The 23,333-nt window shown below is 65.9% G+C and carries 20 protein-coding genes; 10 read left to right on the top strand and 10 right to left on the bottom strand.

The annotated features are described in order from the left end of the window. The first annotated feature begins 195 nt into the window (after positions 1 to 195). Positions 196 to 741: an inorganic diphosphatase gene (locus tag CXR03_RS05965; RefSeq protein ID WP_104053548.1), complete on the top strand. Its 546-nt coding sequence runs from the start codon at positions 196 to 198 to the stop codon at positions 739 to 741. A gap of 203 nt (positions 742 to 944) precedes the next feature. Beyond that, positions 945 to 1,595, top strand: a complete 651-nt coding sequence (locus CXR03_RS05960) for a hypothetical protein (RefSeq protein WP_104102866.1) — start codon at positions 945 to 947, stop codon at positions 1,593 to 1,595. Positions 1,596 to 1,635: 40 nt separating this feature from the next. On the opposite strand, the gene CXR03_RS05955 is transcribed toward CXR03_RS05960, so the two are convergent. Beyond that, on the bottom strand, positions 1,636 to 2,481 hold the full coding sequence (locus CXR03_RS05955) for an HAD family hydrolase (RefSeq protein WP_104102569.1): 846 nt from the start codon (positions 2,479 to 2,481) through the stop codon (positions 1,636 to 1,638). Between the two features lie 140 nt (positions 2,482 to 2,621). Next, entirely contained in the window at positions 2,622 to 3,899 is a 1,278-nt protein-coding gene (gene serS / locus CXR03_RS05950; RefSeq protein WP_104053544.1) for a serine--tRNA ligase, read from the bottom strand. 86 nt (positions 3,900 to 3,985) lie between these two features. On the opposite strand from serS, the gene CXR03_RS05945 reads away from it, so the two are divergent. Next, positions 3,986 to 5,104: a diacylglycerol kinase family protein gene (locus tag CXR03_RS05945; protein WP_104102567.1), complete on the top strand. Its 1,119-nt coding sequence runs from the start codon at positions 3,986 to 3,988 to the stop codon at positions 5,102 to 5,104. Here the strand turns inward: CXR03_RS05945 and CXR03_RS05940 are convergent. From CXR03_RS05940 to CXR03_RS05925, 4 genes are all read right to left on the bottom strand, one after another. Next, complete coding sequence (locus CXR03_RS05940; protein WP_104102565.1) at positions 5,101 to 5,370, bottom strand: hypothetical protein; 270 nt, start codon at positions 5,368 to 5,370, stop codon at positions 5,101 to 5,103. The genes CXR03_RS05945 and CXR03_RS05940 overlap by 4 nt on opposite strands. A 136-nt stretch (positions 5,371 to 5,506) precedes the next feature. After that, on the bottom strand, positions 5,507 to 6,478 hold the full coding sequence (locus tag CXR03_RS05935) for a DNA topoisomerase IB (protein ID WP_104102563.1): 972 nt from the start codon (positions 6,476 to 6,478) through the stop codon (positions 5,507 to 5,509). A 63-nt stretch (positions 6,479 to 6,541) separates the two neighbouring features. Next, a complete protein-coding gene (gene pheA, locus CXR03_RS05930; RefSeq protein WP_104102562.1) occupies positions 6,542 to 7,501 on the bottom strand; it encodes a prephenate dehydratase in 960 nt (319 codons plus the stop codon). Next, positions 7,498 to 7,815 (bottom strand): rhodanese-like domain-containing protein, encoded by a 318-nt coding sequence (locus CXR03_RS05925; RefSeq protein WP_104053539.1) that lies wholly within the window; start codon positions 7,813 to 7,815, stop codon positions 7,498 to 7,500. The genes pheA and CXR03_RS05925 overlap by 4 nt, the downstream gene beginning before the upstream one ends. A 128-nt stretch (positions 7,816 to 7,943) precedes the next feature. On the opposite strand from CXR03_RS05925, the gene CXR03_RS05920 reads away from it, so the two are divergent. The 3 genes from CXR03_RS05920 to pgm all read left to right on the top strand — a co-directional run bounded on the left by CXR03_RS05920 (position 7,944) and on the right by pgm (position 12,821). Further along, on the top strand, positions 7,944 to 9,371 hold the full coding sequence (locus CXR03_RS05920) for an amidase (protein ID WP_104102560.1): 1,428 nt from the start codon (positions 7,944 to 7,946) through the stop codon (positions 9,369 to 9,371). A gap of 174 nt (positions 9,372 to 9,545) precedes the next feature. Next, entirely contained in the window at positions 9,546 to 11,018 is a 1,473-nt protein-coding gene (locus CXR03_RS05915; protein ID WP_104102558.1) for a peptide MFS transporter, read from the top strand. Between the two features lie 171 nt (positions 11,019 to 11,189). Further along, the gene (gene pgm / locus CXR03_RS05910; protein ID WP_181034503.1) at positions 11,190 to 12,821 is read left to right on the top strand and encodes a phosphoglucomutase (alpha-D-glucose-1,6-bisphosphate-dependent); all 1,632 of its coding nucleotides are present in this window, start codon (positions 11,190 to 11,192) and stop codon (positions 12,819 to 12,821) included. Between the two features lie 62 nt (positions 12,822 to 12,883). Here the strand turns inward: pgm and CXR03_RS05905 are convergent, their stop codons facing one another. Then, positions 12,884 to 14,296: an aldehyde dehydrogenase family protein gene (locus tag CXR03_RS05905; protein WP_104102555.1), complete on the bottom strand. Its 1,413-nt coding sequence runs from the start codon at positions 14,294 to 14,296 to the stop codon at positions 12,884 to 12,886. Next, positions 14,293 to 15,150 carry an SDR family oxidoreductase gene (locus tag CXR03_RS05900; protein WP_104102553.1) on the bottom strand — a complete coding sequence of 286 codons (858 nt, stop codon included), beginning with the start codon at positions 15,148 to 15,150 and terminating at the stop codon, positions 14,293 to 14,295. The genes CXR03_RS05905 and CXR03_RS05900 overlap by 4 nt, the downstream gene beginning before the upstream one ends. A gap of 147 nt (positions 15,151 to 15,297) precedes the next feature. On the opposite strand from CXR03_RS05900, the gene CXR03_RS05895 reads away from it, so the two are divergent. Next, positions 15,298 to 16,611, top strand: coding sequence for a uracil-xanthine permease family protein (locus tag CXR03_RS05895; RefSeq protein WP_104102552.1), 1,314 nt, complete (start codon positions 15,298 to 15,300; stop codon positions 16,609 to 16,611). A gap of 5 nt (positions 16,612 to 16,616) precedes the next feature. On the opposite strand, the gene CXR03_RS05890 is transcribed toward CXR03_RS05895, so the two are convergent. Both CXR03_RS05890 and CXR03_RS05885 read right to left on the bottom strand, forming a co-directional pair. After that, positions 16,617 to 17,726: a glycerate kinase gene (locus tag CXR03_RS05890; RefSeq protein ID WP_104102550.1), complete on the bottom strand. Its 1,110-nt coding sequence runs from the start codon at positions 17,724 to 17,726 to the stop codon at positions 16,617 to 16,619. Between the two features lie 4 nt (positions 17,727 to 17,730). Continuing rightward, positions 17,731 to 18,531 carry a glycerophosphodiester phosphodiesterase gene (locus tag CXR03_RS05885; protein WP_104102548.1) on the bottom strand — a complete coding sequence of 267 codons (801 nt, stop codon included), beginning with the start codon at positions 18,529 to 18,531 and terminating at the stop codon, positions 17,731 to 17,733. Between the two features lie 139 nt (positions 18,532 to 18,670). On the opposite strand from CXR03_RS05885, the gene CXR03_RS05880 reads away from it, so the two are divergent. From CXR03_RS05880 to CXR03_RS05870, 3 genes are read left to right on the top strand one after another with little or no spacing between them, the layout of a single operon-like run. Next, positions 18,671 to 21,226: a bifunctional lysylphosphatidylglycerol flippase/synthetase MprF gene (locus CXR03_RS05880; protein ID WP_258073505.1), complete on the top strand. Its 2,556-nt coding sequence runs from the start codon at positions 18,671 to 18,673 to the stop codon at positions 21,224 to 21,226. Further along, on the top strand, positions 21,223 to 22,524 hold the full coding sequence (locus CXR03_RS05875; RefSeq protein WP_104102547.1) for an esterase family protein: 1,302 nt from the start codon (positions 21,223 to 21,225) through the stop codon (positions 22,522 to 22,524). Before CXR03_RS05880 ends, CXR03_RS05875 begins: the two co-directional genes overlap by 4 nt. Then, entirely contained in the window at positions 22,521 to 23,324 is an 804-nt protein-coding gene (locus CXR03_RS05870) for a phosphatase PAP2 family protein (RefSeq protein ID WP_104102545.1), read from the top strand. The genes CXR03_RS05875 and CXR03_RS05870 overlap by 4 nt, the downstream gene beginning before the upstream one ends. Positions 23,325 to 23,333 lie beyond the last annotated feature (9 nt).

Below are 23,333 nucleotides of genomic sequence, written 5' to 3'. Positions count from 1 at the left end.
CACTGCGGCGGGCAGTGATAACGGACCAAGACATATATCTTTAAGACTAGACCGGCGCCGCCGCCCGCATTGACGCGGACAAACCTGCGGTTGTTGGCGCATTTATCAGCCTAGGTTCACGGCAGCACTTTTTCCTGACCGCCGCGGCCTGTTCCGTTTGTGGTGCCATGCCGGCGCCACGCCAGAGGAGTATCCATGAAGCTCGACGTCACCATCGAGATCCCCAAGGGATCCCGGGTCAAGTACGAAATCGACCACGAAACCCACCGCCTGCGCCTGGACCGCATCCTGTTCACGTCCATGGCCTACCCCACCCACTACGGCTACTTCGAGAACACCCTCGGCGAAGACGGAGATCCGCTGGACGCACTGGTGATGCTCCAGGACTTCGACCTGATGCCCGGCGTGCTGGTGGAATCCCGCCCCATCGGCGTCTTCAACATGGTGGACGACGGCGGCGGAGACGCCAAGGTCCTGTGCGTGCCGGTTGATCCCCGCTTTGACCACATCAAGGACATCTCGGACGTTTCCGATTTCCTGCTTGACGAGATCAAGCACTTCTTCACCAAGTACAAGGACCTGGAGCCCGGCAAGTGGGTTGAAGCCGCAGACTGGGCCGGCCGCGAAGAAGCCGAGGCCGAGGTGGAAGCTTCCCTGGCCCGTTTCGCCGCTCTCGGCGAAGGCAGCGAAGAAGACGAGCCCCAGGGCCGGGACGTCGACGCCGACCCCCAGAACAACTAGCGCGTTCCCGGGCCCGGTTCCGGGTTCGGATCGATCCGGCGCCCGACGGCGGCTGTCCCCTTGCGGGGGCGGCCGCCGTCGTCGTTGAAGAAGGGATGGGCGGAACAGGGGCACCCACACCCCAGGAAGCCACGATCATGCGCACACGGGACGCGCCGCAACCGATCCCGGTTGTCTTTGGGGTCCTCTGGCATGCTGAACCCATGCATTATGTGCTGACGATCAACCAGCGGGACTCGCGCGAATCTGGGGACCTGGTTCCAGAGCTCATCCGTTCGCTGCGCCATCTGCCCGCCGCCGTTCCGTTTCAGCGCTCGGTGGGCGATGAAGCGCAGGGCGTGCTGGCGGACGCTGCCACGGCCGTCGATGCCGCACTGACTGCCATCCGGCAGCGGCGCTGGAACGTGGGCATTGGTGTTGGCGAACTGCATCCGCCGCTTCAGCAGAACATCCTGGACAATGACGGGTTTGGGCTCGTCTATGCCCGCCGTGCCGTGGTCCGGGCGCAGAAGACCGGCGAACGCATTCCGCTGGCCGTGGACGGACCGGACGCTGACATCGCCGCAGAAGCCCAGGCAGTACTGCGGCTGCTCGGCCAGATCGTGGCCAGCCGCACCGATGCCGAGTGGAAAGTGCTGGACCTGATGACTCCCGGCGCCCGCGGGCAGCAAAAGTACGTGGCGGAAATCCTTGGCATCACCACGCAGGCAGTCAGCAAGGCAGTGGTGCGCTCCCACTGGCAGGAGGAGTGGGCCACCCGGCCCGCGGCGGCACGGCTGCTCGCGCTGAGCACCGGACCGGTTTCACTTCCACCCTCAGTCAGGGTCTTCGAACCAGCGGCACAGGGAGCCTGAAACAGGCTGCCTGCGGGACGGTCAGTTGTTTGCGAGACAGTTAGTTGTTTGCGAGGCCGCGCAGGATGGTGGCGGCGCCGTCTTCATACACGGTTCCGGTGACCTCGGTTGCCACTTCCAGCACTTCGGCGGGAGCTTGGCCCATGGCCACGCCGCGGGCGGCCCAGCCCAGCATTTCGATGTCATTGCGTCCATCGCCCATGGCCAGGGTGTACTTCCGGTCAATGTCCAGCCTGCTGCGGACTTTTTCCAGTGCGCTGGCCTTGGTGACGCCTTCGGCAGCGATGTCCAGCCATGCGGTCCAGCCCACTGAGTACGTCACGCCGTGCAGGCCGATGGCCCGGACTGCCTCACCGAATTCCTCAGCCGTGGAATCAACGCTGAAGACCACCACGCGGACTGCTTCGGCACTGCGCAGCCGCTCAAAGTCCACCGCCTGTGCCTCCACCCCAAAGCTGGCATCCTGGAAGCGCTCGGTGGAGAGGAAGTTCCCGTGCGAATCCTCGAGGGCAAACTTGGCAGTGGGCAGCTTGATGCGCAAGGCGTCCAGGGCGGTCCGTGGATCAAACACCACCCGGTCAATCACTTCGTAGCCGTCCGGGAGGGAGGTGTCCACCCGCAGGGTGACGCCGCCGTTGGAGGCCACGCAATACCCCTCGGTGATGCCAAGGCGTTCCAGGATGGGAAGGGCTGCCCCGTAGGACCGTCCGGTGGCGATAACCAGGTGATGGCCGGCGGCAATTGCAGCCTCGGCGGCTTCGCGGACGCCCGCGGACATATGCCCGTCATGGTCCACCAGGGTGCCGTCCACGTCCAGTGCCACCAAATGGGGGAAGTGGTCAGGGTTCTGCCGGTCTTCGATGCCGGTGCTTGTCATAGTTGTCATCGCCTCATTTAAACAGATGGCCGCAGATCCCGAAAGGACGCGGCTCACATATGTGCGCAGGTGGGGTGCGGAAAACAGTTCCTGTTCCGGGTGTCCGGAACAGGAACTGCCGCAGGGATGAACCCGAACCGCGGATCGCGTTACAGGACCGGCAGGACCTCAAGTCCGCCCAGGTACGGGCGAAGGGCAGCCGGAACAGTTACGGATCCGTCCGGATTCTGGTGGTGCTCCAGGATGGCCACGATCCACCGGGTGGTGGCCAGGGTTCCGTTGAGCGTAGCGACGGCACGGGTGCCCTTGCCGTCGCCGTCCTGGCGTTCGCGGATGTTCAGGCGGCGCGCCTGGAACGTGGTGCAGTTGGAGGTGGAGGTCAGCTCGCGGTAGGCATTCTGGGTGGGAACCCAGGCCTCGCAGTCGAACTTCCGGGCAGCGGACATGCCCAGATCCCCCGCGGCGGTGTCGATCACCCGGTAGGGCAGCTCCACCTTGGCGAGCATTTCCTCTTCCCAGGCCAGCAGCCGCTGATGTTCCGCTGCGGCGTCTTCAGGCTTGGTGTAGATGAACATTTCCACCTTGTTGAACTGATGGACGCGGATGATGCCGCGGGTGTCCTTGCCGTGCGAGCCTGCCTCGCGGCGGTAGCAGGAGGACCAGCCGGCGTACCGGACGGGACCGCCGTTGAGGTCCAGGATTTCATCGGCGTGGTAGCCGGCCAGCGGCACCTCGGAAGTACCCACCAGGTACAGGTCATCTTCGGCGAGGCGGTAGATCTCGGCGTCGTGCGCCACATCAAAGCCGGTGCCCTGCATGGTCTCCGGGCGGACCAGCGTGGGGGTGATCATGGGGACAAAACCGGCCTGGACGGCCTGGTCCATGGCCATGTTCAGCAGCGCCAGTTCCAGGCGGGCGCCAACCCCGCGCAGGAAGTAGAACCGGGAGCCGGACACCTTGGCGCCGCGTTCCATGTCGATGGCTCCCAGCAGTTCACCGATTTCCAGGTGGTCGCGGGGGGTGAAGCCTTCGGCCTCGAAGTTCCGGGGCGTGCCAACCGTTTTGAGGACCTCGAAGTCATCCTCGCCGCCGGCGGGTACGCCGTCCTGCACCAGGTTCGGGATGCGGCGCAGCAGGGCATCAGATTCAGCCTGGGCGGCGTCCGCCTCGGCACCGGCGGCCTTCACGGCACCGGCCAGTTCCTTGACCTCTGCCAGGAGGGCCTGCTTTTCCTCACCCTTGGCCTTGGCAACGCGCTTGCCGAAAGCATTCTGCTCGGCGCGCAGGCTTTCGAACCGGGTGCGCGAATCGCGGCGCGCGGCATCGGCAGCGATGATCGCGTCCACCAGGGACTCGTCCGCCTGGCGGGCGCGCTGGGAGGCTCGGAATTTTTCGGGGTTTTCGCGGAGCTCATTAACATCGATCACGCTTCAAGAGTACCGAAAACCCGGGCGGGCACCGGCACGGGCTTCGACTAACCTCCGCCCGGGACCGGGTTAGGCTGGGAATCACTATGTCCGCACCTTTGATCGTCCTTCTTGTACTGCTGGCCGCTGCCCTGGCGGCCCTTGCAGCATGGCAGGTGGCACGACGCCGACGCCGGCAGGCTGCGAAGCGTACCGTCGTCAAGACCCTGGCGCCGGGTGACCAGCGGATTGCGCTGGTGCTTAACCCCGTTAAGGCGCAGGCTCCTGCCGCACGGACGCTGTTGGCCGAGGCCTGCGAACTGGCCGGCTGGGATCCCCCTTTGATCCTGGAAACCACCCGGCAGTCTCCGGGGTACGAGCAGGCACGCCGCGCGGTGGAGCTGGGGGCCGACGTCGTCCTGGCCGGCGGCGGGGACGGAACGGTGCGGGAGGTGGCCCGGGCATTGGCCAACTCTCCCGCGGCGCTGGGGCTGCTGCCGCTGGGAACGGGCAACCTGCTGGCGCGGAACCTGGGGATTCCAGTGGCAGATCTGGCGGCGTCGATCCGCACGGCGCTGCACGGCCACCAGAGGCGCATTGACATGGGCACCATTGACTTTGATGACGCGGTCACCGGTGAACGCCGCAGCAGCGCGTTTCTCGTCATGGGGGGAATCGGCCTGGATGCCGAAGTCATTGCAGCCACTCGGGATGACCTTAAGAAGCACGTGGGCTGGCTGGCCTACAGCGAGGCGGGCGTGAGGCTGCTGCCGGGCCGCCGCACCAAAATGAGCATCTCCGTGGACGGCGAACCGCCTCAGGTGCACAAGGTCAGGAGCATCCTGTTTGCGAATCTGGGCAGGCTTCCCGCCGGAATTGATTTCATCCCCGAAGCAAAAATGGATGACGGCCTGCTGGACGTGGTCATCATGAGTCCGCGGAGCCTGGCCGGCTGGCTGTGGGTGGCGGGCAAGGTGGTGACCAAGTATCCGCGGAACATACCGGTCATCGATTACCGCCGGGCCCGGACCGTGGAAATCAAGGTCGGCCAGCCCACTGAAACGCAGCTGGACGGAGACCTCACGGGCGCAGCCACCAGTGTCCGCGTGGAGGTTGATCCCCTGGCGCTGCTGGTCCGGGCACCGTCACCGGACCAGCAGCACCCCCGCCCGCAGAGCCCGTACACCATGGCACGGCCCTCGTTCCGGGCGGGAACGCGGAACTAGTCCTGGGTTCCCTCGGCGTCGGTGTAGCCGCCTTCGTCCTTGGACTTCCGGCTGCCGTCGGCGTCATCGCGGTCCGTGTATTCGCCCTCGTCGTCCTTGTTGAGCGACTTCGGTGAAGCCTGCTCCCGGATCAAGGCTTCTTCCTCGGCAAACCGGATGTCGTTGCCCTGGTCGCCGGCGTCTCCGCGATAGTTGTCGTCGCCGGTGGACTGGCCGCTGGGCTTCGGGTCGGTCAGCTGTTCTTCCTCATTGGGGTACTCAGACATTCGCTTACCTTCCTGATCGTGAAACAGGACCGGATTCAATCCTGCACCTTCGGCACGGAATGGATCCGCACTCATAACATCAGCATACTTACGAACACCGGAACGGGAAAAGCGGGCCCCGAAGCCGACCGGGGACCTAGTCGGTAAGCATCAGGCGCACCGCCGTCTCCGAGGCGGAGAATCCGGCCACGGCAATGACTTCCCCGTCGAAAAACCGGTCCACCACCCGCGGGTCAATGTAGGACTTGCGGGCTATCGCCGGCGTGTTGCCCAAATGTTCCGCCACTTTCACGGCCGTGGCAGTGACGGCTTTCTGCTTGTCTCTTTTGGTGGAGACCAGGGGAAAGGCCCGGGCCAGATGCATGGCGGCCACCACGGTGGCCTGCCAGGTGCGAAAATCCTTGGCCGTAAAGTCTCCGCCGGTCACTTCCTTGAGGAAGTCGTTCAGCGACGATGCGGCGATGCTGTGCCAGGTGCCGTCGGCCCCCTCGTAGGCCAGGGCGGTGTCCGGATCGGGACGGGCAAGCATGGGTTTTAGGGCAGCCACGAGGTCCGGGTCCTCGATCAGGGTGTGCCATTCCTGCCCGCTCTTTCCCGGGAAGTCGAACCGCACCTCATCCCCCTGCACCGAAACGTGTTCAACGCGCAGAGTGGTGGTGCCGTAGGACCCGTTGACCTCCGCGTAGCGTTCCCCGCCGATCCGCAGCGCTCCGGCGTCCACAATGCGAAGGGCCGCCGCGTAGGCGCGCTGCGGTCCGGCCCCGTCCGTGCGCAGGTGCTTGGTAATCAGCCTGCGGGCGGCCGGCAGGGACTGGGCGAAGGCCAGGGACCGGTCGAATTTCTCCCGGTCCTTCATTTCCCGCCAGTAGGGATGGTAGATGTACTGCCGCCGCCCGGCCGCATCGGTGCCGGTGGCCTGGATGTGGCCGTTGGCGTACGGGCTGATCCAGACATTGGCCCAGGCCGGCGGTATGGCCAGTGAGCGGATGCGCTCCAGGGTTTCCCGTTCCGTCAACGGGTCCCCGCGCAGCCCGGTGTAACTGAAACCGCGCCCGCGCTTTCGCCGGGAGTACCCCGGATGCTCACAGTTGCTTCGCCGCAGCCGCACAGTGCCCTTCCCTATTGCCCGCCTTCGCAGTGCCGGTCGGCACAGTAATGCCCTGCGGAGAGGTTAGCTCCTGAGGAGCCCCTCAAGCCAGACGTCCGCGCGCCGGAACGCTTCATCGGTGTTGTGCCGCGGAACCTCCGGCTCGCGGTGGTCCGCCCGGGGATAGGAACCCAGGAATCTCAGGTTCGGACTAATCCGGTGCAGCCCTCTGAGGGCGTCGGCCATGCGTGCGTCGGCGATGTGCCCGTCCGCGTCAATGCTGAAGAAGTAATCGCCGAGGAACAATCCGGTGGGACGGGACTCAATCCGGCTCAGGTTCACCCCGCGGGCGGAGAACTGGTCCAGGATTTCCATCAGGGCCCCGGGATGGTCCTCGGGCAGCGGCACCACCAGGGTGGTCTTGTCCGCCCCGGTGGGCTCGGGCAGGGAGGTGGGCAGGCTCAGCAGGACAAAGCGGGTGACGGCATCAGTGATGTCTCCAATGTCCTCAGCCACCACGGACAAACCCAGCCGCTGCGCCACCAGCGGCGAGCAGATGGCGGCGTCGTACCCCGGTTCCTCCTCCTGCAGGCCCACCGCGGCTGCAGCCGTGGAGGAGGCAGGCAAATATTCCGCCTGCGGAATATTTGCGTCGGCCCAGTTCCTGCACTGTGCCCAGGCGTGTGAATGGGTGGAGACAGTGCCGATGTCGGCCAGCGCGAGGCCGGGCCTGGCGGCCAGGACAAAGGTGATCGGCACCAGGATTTCGCGCAGGATGCGCAGCGGTTCCCCTGCGGAAATGGCGTCCAGCGTGGCGCTGACACCGCCTTCCACCGAGTTTTCAATGGGCACCACGGCGGCATCCGCCCGCCCGCTGCGCACCATCTCCAACGCGGCACTGACGCTGGTGGAGGGAATCCGCTCCGCCGACTCCGCTCCCGGCACCTGCAGCAGGGCGGCTTCGGTGAAGGTTCCTTCGGGGCCAAGATAGGTGTAGATTACCGAGTCCGTGACACCGGAGGCGGCGCCGAGCGAAGCACTCATACGACGGTCGGATCCTGACCGTTGTCCGAGACCATCGGCTTTCCGGCTTCCAGCCAGGCGCCCATGCCGCCGGTAACGTTCACGGCCGAGTAGCCGTGCGACTCCAGCCAGGCGGTTGCCCGTGCGCTGCGTCCGCCGCTGCGGCAAATGACGGCAAGATCCGTGTCCGGATCAAGATCATCGAGACGGTCCGGCAGCGAATCCAACGGAATATGAAGGGCGCCGTCGATGTGGCCGGCTTCCCATTCATAGTCTTCGCGCACGTCCAGGATCTTGGCGCCGCTGCTGATGGCGTCAACCGATACGTTTTCCATTTTCCGGTTCCTGTCCTCGGGTCAGGGGAGCTGCGGCGGTGTGCCGTCAGCAGTCCCCGGGGTCTTCTTCCTCCCAGCCTATAGTGGGAGTCCTGCCCGGAAAATAATATTCCCGCCCCGGAGGTCACATGCCTGATCAACCTCATTCCGTTTCATCCGGAGAACTGCGGGATTTTACGGCGCTGCAGCTGCGCAATCTCCTTGCCGCCGGTGAACTCAGCGCCCGTGAGGTGACAGAGCATTTCCTGGCCCGGATCGAGAAGCTGAACCCGGCTCTGGGCGCCTTTCTCCTGACCACTCCGGAAGCGGCACTGAAGGACGCCGCCGCCGCCGATGAACGGTTTACCCGCGGCGGGCCGCTGGGCCAGCTCCACGGGATGCCGCTTGCGCACAAGGACCTTGCCGACGTCGCCGGGGTTCCCACCACGCTTGGAACGGCAGCACTGCCTGCCTATGTTCCGGAAACGGACGGCCCGCTTCCCGCTGTGCTGCGCCGGGCCGGCGCCATCAGCCTGGGCAAGACGCAGGTCCCCGAATTTGGCCTGAGCAGTTACAGCGAGAACCTCATCGGACCTCCGGCCCGCAACCCTCTCGACCCCGCACTCAGCCCCGGCGGCTCCAGTGGGGGCAGCGCCGCGGCAGTCGCCGCCGGCATGCTGCCCTTCGCACCCGGGACCGACGGCGGCGGATCAGTTCGTATTCCGGCCGCCGCCACCGGGCTGGTTGGCCTCAAACCCAACCGCGGACGCGTCCCGTCCGGATCCGGACAGTCCGATTTGGGCCAGTTTGTGGTGGCCGGACCACTGGCCCGCACTGCCGCTGATGCCGCGCTGCTGCTGGACGCCATGGTTGCCGAGCCAAACTTCCATGCAACCTCCGCAGCACCGGCCGGGGAAAGCTTTCTTGCCGCTGCCCAACGTGCGGAGGGCAGGTTCCGGATTGGGCTGAGCACCCTCTCCCCCTTTTCTTCCCGCTTGGAAATCAGCCTGGACCCGGAGGCAGCGCAGGCACTGGAGGCCGGCATCAAAGCGCTGGCCGGCGCCGGACATGATGTCACGGAGGCGCAACTGAGCTACGACGAGCGCTACCCGGACGCTTTCCAGGCCGTGTGGACCGCCGGACTGTCCACCCTCGAACTGCCGGACGGCGGCGAGGAGCGGCTCCTGCCGATCACGGCCGCCGTGCGCCGCAGGGCACAGCAGCGGTCCGCGGCGGACCTGGTTTCGGCAATCGATGTCCTGCGTCGCTTCGAGCAGGACACCATCCGCGCCTACAGCGCCTACGACATGATTCTGACTCCGGCGCTGGCTCAGACTCCGCGCCCGGTGGGCTGGTACTGGGACGGTTCCCTTGAGGGCGATGCGCAGGGGCTCAGGGACTATGACCTGCAGTGCCAGTACTCCCCCTTCACTTCAATGGTGAATGTATGCGGACTGCCGGCCATCACCTTTCCCACCCACCAGACTGAGGACGGGCTATCCATGGGAATCCAGCTGATCGGGCGGCCCGGAGCCGAGGCCGATCTCCTGGCCGTCGCCGCCCAGCTGGAAAATTGACAGCGAATCTTATCGCAGCATCTGAGAATGTCCGGCGCCCCGCCTCGTAACAGTGCAGGTCAGGCGCGCAATCCTGGTGAGACTTGTCACGTTTCGTAAGCATACTGGCCCCTAGATACGGGAGAATTCACCCTTTACCCCTTCAAGGCACACATATTCCGGTGCGAACATGCAATGGTGAGTTCTAATCCCAGCACCTCAGCCGCTCCGCCGGCCCGCAAATCCTTCTTCGGCCATCCCCGCATGTTGGCGAACCTCTTCAGCGTTGAGCTGTGGGAACGGTTCTCCTTCTACGGCATGCAGGGCATCCTGCTTTACTACATGTACTACTCGGTCACGGACGGCGGGCTGGGTATTGACCTGGCCGTTGCCACTGGCCTTGTCGGCGCGTACGGCGGCGGCGTGTACCTGTCCACCATTCTTGGTGCCTGGATTGCGGACCGACTGCTGGGATCCGAGCGCGTGCTGTTCTACGCCGCGGCAATCGTCATGCTCGGCCACATTGCTCTGGCCGTCCTTCCGGGCGCCGCAGGTCTGGCCGCCGGCCTGATCCTCATTGCCCTCGGTTCGGGCGGCGTCAAAGCCAACGCAACCTCCCTCGTCGGCACCCTGTATGCAGAGAAGGACGAACGCCGCGATGCCGGCTTCTCCATCTTCTACATGGGCATCAACATCGGAGCCCTGGTGGGCCCCCTGCTGACCGGCCTGGCCTGGAGTGAATACGGCTTCCATTACGGCTTTGGCCTGGCTGCCATCGGCATGGCCATCGGCCTCATCCAGTACGGCCTCACGCGCAAGTACCTGCCGGAATCCGCCCACACAGTCAGCAACCCCCTGCCCCGCGCGCAGTTCGTAAAGGTCGCCTCGTTGACGGCTGCGGCCCTCGTTGTGATCGTCCTGGCCGTGGTCTTCGGCCTGCTGACCGCGCAGAACCTTGCCCCGATCATGGCCGTCCTGGCTATCCTGGCCTCCATCGGCTACTTCGTGGTGATCCTGAGCAGCAAGAAAGTCAACAAGGTGGAGCGCCGCCGCGTCTATTCCTTCATGCCGCTGTTCGTCGCCAGCGCAGCTTTCTGGGCCCTGTTCCAGCAGCAGTTCACCGTGGTGGCCATCTACGCTGACACCTCTTTGGACCGGAACGTGTTCGGCTGGGAAATGCCGCCGAGCTTCGTGCAGTCCATCAACCCGATCTTCATCATCATCTTCGCTGCGGTCTTCGCCGCCGTATGGACGAAGCTGGGCGACAAGCAGCCCTCCTCCCCGCTCAAATTCGCCCTGGGTCTGGCCGTCATGGGCCTGGCGTTCCTGGCCTTTATTCCGTTCTCCGGCGGCGGCCCCAACAGCACCCCGCTGCTGGCCCTGGCCGGCATTCTGCTGCTGTTCACCTTCGCCGAGCTGTTCCTGTCCCCGATCGGCCTGTCCGTGGCAACGAAACTGGCACCTTCGATCTTCCGGACCCAGATGGTGGCTTTGTTCTTCCTGTCCGTTTCGCTGGGCACCACCCTTGCCGGCTGGCTGGCGCAGTTCTACAGCACGGAGACTGAAGTCAGCTACTTCATGTTCAGCGGCATCACGGCCATCGTCCTGGGCGTTGCCCTGGCCGCGGCAACCCCTTCCATCAAGAAGCTGATGGGCGGGGTGCGCTAAGCGCTTCCCCTGCGCTGCGGTGTTTGCACCGGCAAGCGGACGACGACGGCGGCCTTCCGCCGTCGTCGTCCTGCGTTTAACGGGTCGCCGCGTTCAGTCCCGGCGGCGGGCCGGCTGCGGTTCCGGCGGTCCTTCTGCCGCCGGCGGCAATTGTTTGGCATGCTTAGGGGTATGTCTAATCGCGCCGGCACAGTTGCCCAACCCTCCGACCTCGTTGATCTGACGGCCCTCCTGGACGCCTATCAGGACCTCTCTCCGGATATGAATGATCCCTCCCAGCGTGTGGTCTTCGGGACATCGGGGCACCGCGGTTCGTCGCTGAACGGCGCCTTCAACGAGCCGCACATTGCCGCGATCACCCAGGCAATCGTTGAGTACCGCAGCGGCCAGGGCATCACGGGCCCGCTGTTCATGGGCAAGGACACCCATGCACTTTCCGAGCCCGCCCAGAACACCGCACTGGAGGTGCTCGCCGGGAACAACGTCAACGTGCTCATTGATGCCCGCAACGGCTTCACCCCCACCCCGGCACTGAGCCACGCCATCCTGAAGTACAACAACGGCCGCACCGATCAGGCCGACGGCATCATCATCACCCCCTCGCACAACCCCCCTGCCGACGGCGGTTTCAAGTACAACCCGCCCACCGGCGGGCCGGCCGGCTCCGAAGCCACCAACTGGATTGCCAACCGCGCCAATGAGCTGCTGGAGGACGGGCTGCGGGGCGTGAAGCGGATTCCGCTGGGCGAGGCCCGGCTGGCCGACGGCGTCGGAACCTACGACTTCATGCAGAACTACGTGGACGATCTGCCCTCGGTCCTGAACCTGGACGCCATCCGCGAATCAGGGCTGCATATCGGCGCTGATCCGCTGGGCGGGGCATCCGTGGACTACTGGGGTGCCATCGCGGAACGGCATAACCTGAACCTGACCGTCGTCAACCCGAACGTGGATCCGCAGTGGGCCTTCATGACCCTGGACTGGGACGAGAAGATCCGCATGGACTGCTCCTCCCCGTACGCCATGGCCTCGCTGATTGCCCGGGCCAACGAGTATGACATTGCCACCGGGAACGACGCCGACGCCGACCGCCACGGCATCGTCACCCCCGACGGCGGGCTGATGAACCCGAACCACTACCTCGCCGTTGCCATCGATTACCTGTACCGGAACCGTGAGGGCTGGCCGAAGGACGCCATGGTGGGCAAGACCCTGGTCTCCTCCTCCATGATCGACCGGGTGACCGGCGACCTGGGCCGCACCCTGATGGAGGTCCCGGTGGGCTTCAAGTGGTTTGTTCCGGGGCTGCTCTCCGGCGAAGCGGCCTTCGGCGGCGAGGAATCCGCCGGCGCCTCCTTCCTGCGCCTGGACGGCAAGGCCTGGACCACTGACAAGGACGGGATCCTGCTGGCCCTGCTGGCATCGGAGATCACCGCCGTGACGGGCAAGACCCCGTCCCAGCGGTACCGGGAACTCACCTCCCGCTTCGGCGATCCGGAATACGCGCGCGTGGACGCGCCCGCCAGCCGGGAGCAGAAGGCAGCGCTGGCCAAGCTCTCGCCGTCGGACGTCACCGCCACCACCCTCGCCGGCGAGGACATCACCGCACGCCTGACCGAAGCGCCCGGCAACGGCGCACCCATCGGCGGGCTGAAGGTCACCACGGAGAACGCCTGGTTTGCTGCCCGGCCTTCCGGCACGGAGGACGTGTACAAGATCTACGCTGAGTCCTTCAAGGGCCTGGAACACCTGCACCAGGTGCAGGCCGAAGCCAAGGCCATTGTGGACGGGGTTATTTCCTAGGTTCCGCCATAAAATGGGAAGGGCCGCACCGCCTGGTGCGGCCCTTCCCTGTATCCGGCAGGTCAGAGCAGGCGCCGCAGCAGCCGCCGCTTCAGTCCGTTGTACGGCGGATAGGCCACCTTCAGCGTGTCCAGCGCCGTGCCCTTGGTAAACACCGGGCGCAGCTGGCTGAACGTGTCAAAGGTGTACTTGCCGTGATACGCGCCGGTGCCGCTGGCACCGGCCCCGCCGAACGGCAGGCCGGGAACGGCCAGCTGCACGGTGCTCACGTTGTGGTTCACGCTTCCGGCCCGCACCCGGGCCTCGAAGGTTTTTCGGGCGGCCGCCGACTGCGTGTAGAGGTAGGACGCCAGCGGCACCGGGCGGGCATTGATGAAGGAGATGGCTTCGTCCAGGTCCTTCACCGTCAGCAGTGGCAGGATCGGTCCGAAGATTTCCTCCTGCATCACGGGCGAATCCGGTGACACATCGGTGAGGATGGTCGGTTCCAGGTACAGCGAGTTCCGGTCCCCCCGGCCGCCGGCGAGCGCGGTGCCGCTGTCCAGCAGGCCGTGGAGCCGGTCCCAGTGCTGCTCGTTGATGATCCGCCCCAGGTCCGGGCTTTTGGCCGGATCCTTCCCGAACAGCTCGGCCACGGCCCGCACCAGATGCTTGCGCAGTTTGGGTGCGGCCTCCTCGGTGACCAGCACATAATCCGGCGCCACGCAGGTTTGGCCGGCATTCAGCATTTTTCCGTACACCAGACGGCGGGCGATGGCGGCGAAATTGCCGTCCAGGACCACTGCCGGTGACTTCCCGCCCAGCTCCAGCGTGACCGGAGTCAGGTACTGGGCGGCGGCCTGCAGGACCACCCGGCCCACCCGCTCCCCGCCGGTAAAGAAGATGGAATCGAACCGCTCGGCCAGCAGCGCCGTGCTCGCTTCCTGCCCGCCCTCCACCACAACGACGGCGGCCGGGTCCAGATACAGGGGCAGCAGTTCGGCCATGGCCCGGGAGGTGGCCGGCGCCAGCTCGGAAGGCTTCAGCACCGCGGCGTTGCCCGCGGCGAGCGCTCCGATGAGCGGAGCCAGCAGCAGCTGCACCGGGTAGTTCCACGGCGCAATAATCAGCACCACACCCAGCGGCTGGGGTTCGGTCTTCGCGGAGGCGGGTTTCAGGCCCAGCGGCACGGGAACCTTGGTGCTGCGGGTCCACTGCGCTAAATGCCTGAGGGCATATTCGGTCTCCGAGACGGTGAGGGAGATTTCGGTCAGGTAGCCTTCCAGCGGGTTTTTTCCCAGATCCTGCGCCAGCGCCGCGCTGAGTTCGGCTTCCCGTTCGGTCAGCAGTCGAATCAGTCCCTGCAGCTGCTTTCGGCGCCAGTCCAGCGGGCGGGTGACCCCGGAATCGTAGGCGCGGCGCACCCCTGCCACCACGGAGGGGATGGACGCACCGAAAGTTCCTCCCGTGACCTCGTGTTGGGCTGTTGCACTCATCGCTTGCCCTCCGCTGCCGCAGGAGCGGCAGGACGTCCGGTGAAATGGTCCATCGACTGGTACACCTTGAAAACCCGTCCTGCCACCACATCCCATACCGGCTGCGGCAGCAGCCCTCTCAGGGCGCTGGCCAGCGGCACGGTCCAGGGCAGCTGGATGCGGGCCTTGCCCTCCATCAGGGCAGCCCAGGCACGGTCCACCACATACTCCGGTTCCATCAGCGGCGTCAGCAGCGGGCCGCGTGCGCCGGCAAACATTCCGGTTTTGATGTAGCTCGGAATCAGGGTGGTGACCTGAACGTGCCCATTGCCTGATTCATTCAGTTCCAGCCGCAGCGAATCGCTCCAACCGATGACAGCCCATTTGGAGGCGGTGTAGACACTCATCTTCGGCACGGACAAGGTGCCCGACGCCGAAGCGACGTTCAGGATCCGCGCCGGGGTGCGGCGGGCAATCATCTGCGGCAGGAACGCCCGGGTGATGTGCATGGGAGCCAGCGTGTTCACTTGCATGACGGCATCAATATCGACCTCATGGTCATGCTCCCAGAAGTACTTTCCGCGGACGATGCCGGCATTGTTGATGAGGATGTCGGGAACTCCGGCTTCGGCCAGGACACTCTGGGCGGCGGCAGTAACTTCGGCCACGGAACTGACATCCAGGGCATAGAGGTGGACGGTGCTGCCGCCCCGGGCCCGCAAGTCCGCCGCGGTGGCCTCCAGTGCCTCGGCGTTGCGGTCCCACAGCACTACGTGAGCGGCGCCGTCGTGCACTGCCCGCTCCGCATAGAGCCTGCCCATGCCCATCGCTGCCCCGGTTACAAGGACCGTGCGGCCCCCTGCTGATATGCCCATGCTGTTCCGTCCGTTCGCTGGCGGCAACCACGGTCTCCACCAGGTTGTCCTCCGGTAAAATAAGGGGGTTTGCAACATAACACTCCAGCTGTCATAGCCCGGTACTATTCTGCACGAACCAATCGCGGGTCTTCGAAAGGCACTTCAATGAGCAAATTCGGTACGGCCTGGACGATTCACGGCGACGGCAAAACCATCAAACCCGGAGAGTACGTTGCTCCGGATGAACGGTTGAGCTGGCCGCGGACCATCGGAATCGGATCCCAGCATGTGGTGGCCATGTTCGGGGCAACCTTCCTGGTGCCCCTGCTCACCGGCTTTCCGCCGGCCACCACCCTGCTGTTCTCGGGGATCGGCACCATTCTCTTTTTGATCATCACCGCGGGGCGGGTGCCCAGCTATTTGGGTTCCAGCTTCGCGTTCATAGCCCCGATCACGGCCGCCACCAGCCAGCACGGCCCCGGAGGGGCGCTGGGCGGCATCATCATGGCCGGCGCCGTCCTGTTCCTGGTGGGCCTGGCTGTCCAGCGGGCCGGCACCAAATGGATCCAGATCCTGATGCCGCCCGTGGTCACCGGCACCATCGTGGCGCTCATTGGCCTGAACCTCGCCGGTTCCGCGCGGGACAACTTCGAGAAGGGCCCGCTGACCGCCACCATCACAGTGGTGGCCATTTTGCTGGCGACCGTCCTGTTCAAGGGTTTCCTGGGCCGCCTCTCCATCCTGATCGGCGTCGTCGCCGGGTACATCGCCGCCATCATCCAGGGCGAAGTGGATTTCCAGGCCATCAACGATGCCGCCTGGTTTGGCCTGCCCGAGTTCCAGTCCCCCACCTTCCATTTCTCGCTCATCGGCCTGTTTGTTCCCGTGGTGCTGGTGCTGGTCGCGGAGAACATCGGCCATGTGAAGTCGGTGGCGGCCATGACCGGACGCGACCTGGATCCCTATGCCGGCCGGGCCCTGATGGCCGACGGCCTCGCGACGGTCCTGGCCGGCTCCGGCGGCGGCTCGGCGACCACCACGTACGCGGAGAACATCGGCGTTATGGCTGCATCCCGGGTCTACTCCACCGCTGCCTACTGGGTCGCGGGCATCGTTGCCATCCTGCTGAGCCTGTTCCCTAAGTTCGGCGCCATGATCGCCACCGTCCCCGGAGGGGTCCTGGGCGGAGCGGGGGTCATTCTCTACGGCATGATCGGCATCCTTGGCGTGCGGATCTGGGTGGACAACCGGGTGAACTTCTCCAACCCGATCAATCTGTCCACCGCCGGTTTGGGGCTGATCATTGCCATTGCCAACTTCACCTGGGTTGTTGCCGGGGTGGAGTTCGGCGGTATTGCCCTTGGCACCGGCGCCACCCTGATCGCCTTCCACGGCATGCAGTCGATTGCCCGCTGGCGCGGCACCGATCCCGATGAGCCCGGTGAGGATCTGGGCTCCAAGCCGAGCCGCCTGGGCTAGGCGGGCTAAGCCCCTTCCAGCGCCTGAATGGTGGCCCGGGTCAGCCACCGCCGGGCATGGACCATCGCGTCGGCCGGATCCTGCACCAGGTCCAGCAGGCTGACGGCCGCCACCACGCCGTACCCGGCCAAGATGTGCGGGGGCAGGGTGATACGTCCTGCAAGGGCCACTACCGGGATGCCGGCATCCCGTGCGCGCTCGGCCACTGACAGCGGCGCCTTGCCGTAACGGGACTGCTCATCCAGTGATCCCTCACCCGTCAGCACTAAATCGGCCTTTTCCAGCGCTGTGTCCAGTCCGGTAAGCAGGGCAATCACGTCGAAGCCGCTTTCCAGCGTGGCATTGGTGACCGCCAGGAACCCCGACGGGAAGCCTCCGGCCGCGCCCGCGCCGGCAGTATCGACGTCGACGCCGGTGGTTTGCAGCAGCAGCGCCGCCCACTTGACCAGCGCCTCATCCAGCAGCAGCCGTGCGGTGGCATCCGCTCCCTTTTGACCGGCAAACACGTGTGCCGCACCCTCGCTGCCCGTCAGCGGATTGGTGACGTCGGCGGCGATGCGGATCCGCACTCCGGCCAGCCGGGGATCCAGGCCGGAGGCGTCGATGGCGGCGGCGAGGGACAGGCCTGCTCCGCCGGGCGGCACCGGGTTACCTGCAGCATCCAGGATCCGCAGCCCGAGCGCGGTAAGGGCACCGGAACCGCCGTCGGTCATGGCCGATCCGCCGATGCCGAGGACAATCTCCGATGCTCCGGCGTCCAGCGCTTCGCGGATGAGTTCTCCACTGCCGTAACTCGACGCGGCCAGGGACGACTGCACGGAGGGTTCCACCAGCATCAGGCCCGAGGCCCGGGCGGTTTCAATCACGGCCGTGCTGCCGGTCAGCGCCCACAGGGCGGTGACGTTTCCCCCCAGCGGCCCGCGGACAGTGGCCATGCGTTCCTGCGCACCCGCGGCCAGCGCCGCTTCGAGGGTGCCCTCGCCGCCGTCGGCCACCGGAACGAGCATCACGTCAGCCTCCGGATACACAGCGAGCACCCCTTCGGCCATGGCGGCAGCCGCCTCCACTGCGGAAAGGGAACCTTTGAACTTGTCCGGGGCTATGAGAACGCGCATGCCCCTATCCTGCCATCCCCTCCGGATCCTGCTGCGGCCAGACTGCACGCTTCGTCAGGATCTCGGCGAGCAGGTCCGCGCGGTCCGAGACCAGGCCGTCCACACCCTCATCCAACAGCCGCTCCATGTCGGCGGGCTCATTCACGGTCCACACGTGCACCTGCAGGCCGGCGCGGTGACAGCGGCGCAGGAACGCCGGCGTCACCACCTTTACCGGACCCTGGCGTTCCGGCACCTGCAGGCACTGGTAGCGGCCCGCCCGGGCCAGCGGTCGGGCCAGGCCCACGGGTGCGAGAAGCACCGTCAGGGCCGTAAAGACGGCTCCCGCGGAGCTCGCCGCGCTCCGTCCCGAGCGGCGCAGGATCCGCAGCGCCGCCAGCCGCCGCCGGTCGGAGAAGGAGGTGACGAGCACGCGCTCATGGGCTCCGTGCTTGTCCAGCAGGCGGGCCAGTTCAGGCGATCCCGCGGCGTCCTTGATATCCACGTTCAGGCGAACCCCCGGCAGTTCCGTCAGCAGCTGTTCGAAGGTGGGAATGGATGCGCGTCCGCCGATTCGGGCTGCCTGGATTTGCCGGTAGCTGAGGTTTCCCACCGGGCCTCCGGCACCGGCAACCCGGTCCAGCGTGGCGTCGTGAAAGGCCAGGAGTACGCCGTCGCGCGTGGTGCGCACATCCGTTTCCAGGTAACCGAACCCCAGGGCGGCGGCGGCACGGAACGCCGGCATGGAGTTTTCCAGGCCTTCCCGGGAAAAGCCGCGGTGGGCGAAGCCCAGCGGGCCGGAGGCGTTGAAGTAGGGGTAGCTCACCCGCGTACTTTATCCGGGAAATCCGCCGCAGCCCGGAAGGGCATGCCATTTGGGGCTGCGTCCGCCCTAGACTGTCACCACCCGACGGGCCGCTGTACCGCGGTTCCCGGAACATCCGTGCGGTGCGGAGGTACCTGGTTTGGCAACTACATCATCCGCTGGCCCTGCTGCAGGATTCGGCCGGGCCGGCGTCAGCAGGACGCTGCTCTGGCCGGCGGAGTGGTTTCGCGGCGGCGTCCGGCGGGTACCGGTAACGCTGGCCTTTCTCGCCTTTTACTGGATTGCGGGTGCAGCAACTGGAAGCCTGCGCTCCGGCCCGAAGGGCGCGCTGGCACACTGGGTGGTTTTGTCAGCGGATTCTCTTCCGGGCCATTGGCCCGCTCTGCTGCTTTCCGGCTTCTGGGCGTCCGGGCTGCCGGGTTACTTCGCGGCAACCGTGCTGATCCTGGGCGCCGGGCTCCCCTCCGAGCGGCTGATGGGATCGGTGCGGTTCGCCCTGGCAGCAGTGATAACCCAGGTCCTCGGCGCGCTGCTTGCCATTGGTTTCACCCACACCGCGAACGCCATACCCGGGGAGTGGTCACGGGCGCTGGAATCAGAATCCTTCGTGGGGCCGGTGGCCCTGGCCTGCGGCGCCCTCACGGCACTGAGCGCACGGCTTTCCACCCTGTGGCGGCGCCGGCTGCGCGTGGGTCTCCTCACTCTGTTGGCGCTCCTGGCCCTGTACGGCGGGTCATTTCACAGCGTCACCGTTCTGGCAGCGGCAACCGTGGGCGCCGTCGGCGGTCCCCTGCTCTTTGGCCGGCTGCCGCGCTGGCCCGGGCGGCTGGTCTCCACCCGCAGGGAAGCACGCGTTCTGGTGGGTCTGGTGGTCTTTGCCTCGGCTGTGGGCCCGGTGATTTCGGCCCTCAGCTCACAGGCTGTGGGTCCGCTGGCAGTCCTGCGCTATCTGTTCACCTATGTGGAGATTACGGACCCGCAAACCCTCGCCCAGCTCTGCGGTGATCCGGGGCAGGCCGTGGACTGCAATTCCGCCAAGCTGCAGCTGCGCGCCGGACCCGCGGGTTTCTTCCTGGCCATTCTGCCGCAGATACTCCTGGCCGTATTCTCCGACGGATTGCGCCGGGGGCGCCGGTTCGCGTGGGTGGGCGCGCTGATCCTGCAGGGCGTGATGACGGTTCTGGCAGGCCTGCGCGTGATCCGCGTCCTTGGAGGCGACACTGCGGGAAACCGCTATGACCTGGGAACGGCACAGAATGCCCTGGCGCTGGCGCTGCCAATGCTTGTTCCGCTGGCGGTGCTGGTGCTGCTGGCCGCAACGCGCCGCCACTTCACCGTTTCGGCGCCGTCGGGAACCTACCGCAGGTTCGCGCTCCGGGTTGCCGGGGCGGCGGTTGTCCTGAGCATTGTCTACGTTGCCGGCGGCCTCCTGGACCGGGACGGTTTCACGCCCCGTGCTTCGGCATCACTGCTGATAGCGGACCTGCCCGAGCGCTTCCTTCCGGTCCTGGAACTGACTTCCGCAGTCCCGGGGGTGCTGCCCGTGACGCTGTTCACCGACCTCCTGTATGAGGGGGTGGGAGTTCTTTTCTGGGTTTTTGTCTGCGTGATGCTGCTGGGGTCCTGGCTGAAGCCCGCGCACGCACCCGGGGCCGGAGACGAAGGCCGGGCGCGTGAACTGCTGATGAAGCACGGCGGGAGCACCATGTCCTGGATGACCCTGTGGCCCGGAAACACGTACTGGTTTGCACCGTCAGGGGATTCCTACGTGGCGTTCCGCCCGGGGATGGGCGTTGCCCTCACCGTGGGTGAGCCGGTGGGACCGCCCGAGGACCTGCGGGAGACCGTCGAGGGGTTTGCCGCTTACTGCACCGCAAACGGGTTGGCGGCATGCCTTTATTCGGTGACAGCCGAAACGGAGAAGATCACCGCGGGACTGGGTTTTTCCCGCCTGCAGGTGGCCGAGGAAACAGTACTCCCGCTGGGAAAACTGGAATTCAAGGGGAAGAAGTTCCAGGACGTCCGCACCGCCATGAACCATGCCCGAAAAGCCGGGATCGAAGCACGGTGGATCAACTACTCCACCGCCCCGCTGGCCGTCATCGATCAGCTTCATGCCATCTCCGAGGAATGGGTGGCGGATAAGAAGATGCCGGAAATGGGTTTCACCCTGGGCGGCCTTGACGAGATGGATGACCCGGAGGTGCGCTGCCTGTTGGCGGTGGACCGGGACGGCACAGTGCACGGTGTCACCTCATGGCTGCCAATCTACCGGGACGGCGATGTTGTGGGCTGGACGCTGGACTTCATGCGCAGGCGCAGCTCCGGGTTTCGTCCGGCCATGGACTTCCTCATAGCCTCGGCCGCGGTTTTGCTGCAGGACGAAGGATACGAAACCCTCAGTCTCAGCGGTGCGCCGCTGGCCCGCTCCCGCGGAGCCGGCGAGAGTGAGGCGCCGATCCTGGACCACGTCCTGGATTTACTCGGGGCCACTCTGGAGCCGGTGTACGGTTTCCGTTCCCTGCTGGCCTTTAAGGCAAAGTTCCAGCCGCAGTACGTGCCTCTCTACATGACCTACCTTGACCCGGCGTCCCTGCCCGCCATCGGGAATGCAGTGGCCCGGGCCTACCTGCCGGAGGTTTCGCTGAGCCAGAGCTTCACCCTGATGCGCCGGATTGTCGACGGCGTTCGGTGAACTCTGTCTCTTTGCTGACCGGTGTTCTCCCTGCGGTGCTGCTCATCCTGGGAGGCTTGTCGCTGGTGTGTCTGGCGGCCGGCAGACCCCGCCATCTGCTCGTGGTGGTGCCGCTGGCCGCCGCGGCTGCAGCCGTTATCACCTTCATGCTCTTCCTGATGGCCGAATCAGTCTTCCACTGGTGGAACGCGGCCTTTCCCCGGATGCTCTACGTATATGCCGGACTTGGAATACTAGCTGTCATCCTTGCCGTGCTGCGGATTCGACGGGTGGACGCGGCGTGGGACCGGGCCCTGGCAGTGACTGCGGCGTCGCTGGCACTGACAGCCGTAGCGGTCACCGTCAATGCCGCCTACGCCCAGTATCCAACTCTGGAATCCCTGATCAGTCCGCCCCGTCCGGCGGATGAAGCGCTTCCCACGCGGGACCCGGCGGCGGCCGCCGGCCTGCCCGCCACCACTGACGCGAGCTGGACCGCTCCGCCGGACATGCCGGCGGAGGGCAGGGTTTACTCGGCGGACATTCCCGGCACCACCTCCGGTTATGCCTCCAACTCCTCACTGATCTATCTCCCGCCCGCCTATCTGGCCCAGCAGCCGGCGGTCAACCTTCCCGTCCTCGTCCTCATCCACGGCCAGCCCGGCTCCCCCAATGACTGGCTCGTGGGTGGACAGCTGCTGGACATGATGGACACCTTTGCCGCAAAGCACCAGGGTCTGGCTCCCGTGGTGGTCATGCCCGATGCGTCCAACGCGGACAACACCAACTGGCCCCTCTGCCTGGATTCGGACATCAGCTCATCGGCGACCTATCTGGCCGTGGATGTCCCTGCCTGGGTACGGCAGAATCTGGCAGCAGGACTCAGCGGAGGCAGCCAGTGGGCGGTGGCAGGGTATTCCTACGGCGGCTCCTGCGCCATGCAGCTGGCCGCGAACTATCCTGACGCCTATCCCACGTTCATCGACATCGCCGGAGAGGCAGAGCCCACCGTTGTGCAGGGCCGGGATTTCTTGATCAGCACCTATTTCGGCGGGAATGAGTCCCGGTTCACGGCCCAGAACGCGCTGGACCGGCTGGCAGCGCAGTCGTTTCCGGATTCCGCCGGCATCGTGGCTGTGGGCGCCGATGACTCCGTGTACACGCCCGAGGGCCGCCGGGTCTACGAGGCGGCAAAAGCCGCGGGCATGGATGTGACCTTCCAGGTGCTGCCCGGCGGACACTCCTGGCAGGTCTGGAAGGCAGGGCTGGCGAACAACTTGGATTGGCTCTGCCGCCGGTTGGGCATACTGGTTTCATGACGGATGACTCAGCTGGACACCCTCCCCCGGACCCTCATGACCGCCGCCGGCAGCAGTCCGGATCCGGACCCGAGGCCGGGCCGGCTTCGTTTCTGCACCGCCTCGCGCAGTGGACATCCCCGCACGCGGCCCTGCTGATCACCCTGGCACTGGGGCTGATTCCGGCCGTGCTGCTGACGCTGGGTTCTGCTGAAGTCTATGAATCGGTGGTGGAGTCCGACGGTGTGGCCATGTTGGACCAGCCGGCACTGGATGCGGCGCTGGCGGTGCGGTCCCCCTGGATGAACTCAGCCGTGACCGGGTTCACCAACCTGGCCGGCACCGTGGGCATGCCCATCCTGGCAGGGGCAGCCATGCTGATACTGGCCTGGCGCTGGCGGTCCTGGACTCCGGTGCTGCTCATGGTGTCCGCAGCCGCAGGGTCGCTGCTGATGACGGTGGCAGGGAAGGACCTCATCGGCCGGATCCGGCCTCCGCTGCCGGACGCCGTTCCGCCCTACGAATACTCGGCGTCGTTCCCCAGCGGGCATTCGCTGAATTCGGTGGTGATCGCCGGCATGGTGGCCTACCTGATCATCCTGCGGCTTGAGTCGCAATGGGCCAAGCTGCTCACGGTGGCTGCCGCCGCTGTTTTTGCTTTGGCCGTGGGCCTGAGCCGTGTATATCTGGGGCACCACTGGTTTACCGATGTCCTGGTGGCCTGGACGCTGGGACTGGCCTGGCTGGCGGTGGTCATCACTGTCCACCGGTTGCTGCACTCGCGCCGGGCGGCAGCTCTGGGCGTTGACGCCGGCCCCTAAAGGCCGCCG

It is taken from the genome of Arthrobacter sp. 08Y14 (genome assembly GCF_002929455.1).
Taxonomy (GTDB): domain Bacteria; phylum Actinomycetota; class Actinomycetes; order Actinomycetales; family Micrococcaceae; genus Arthrobacter_B; species Arthrobacter_B sunyaminii.
This window is presented reverse-complemented; position numbering and strand designations above follow the sequence as displayed.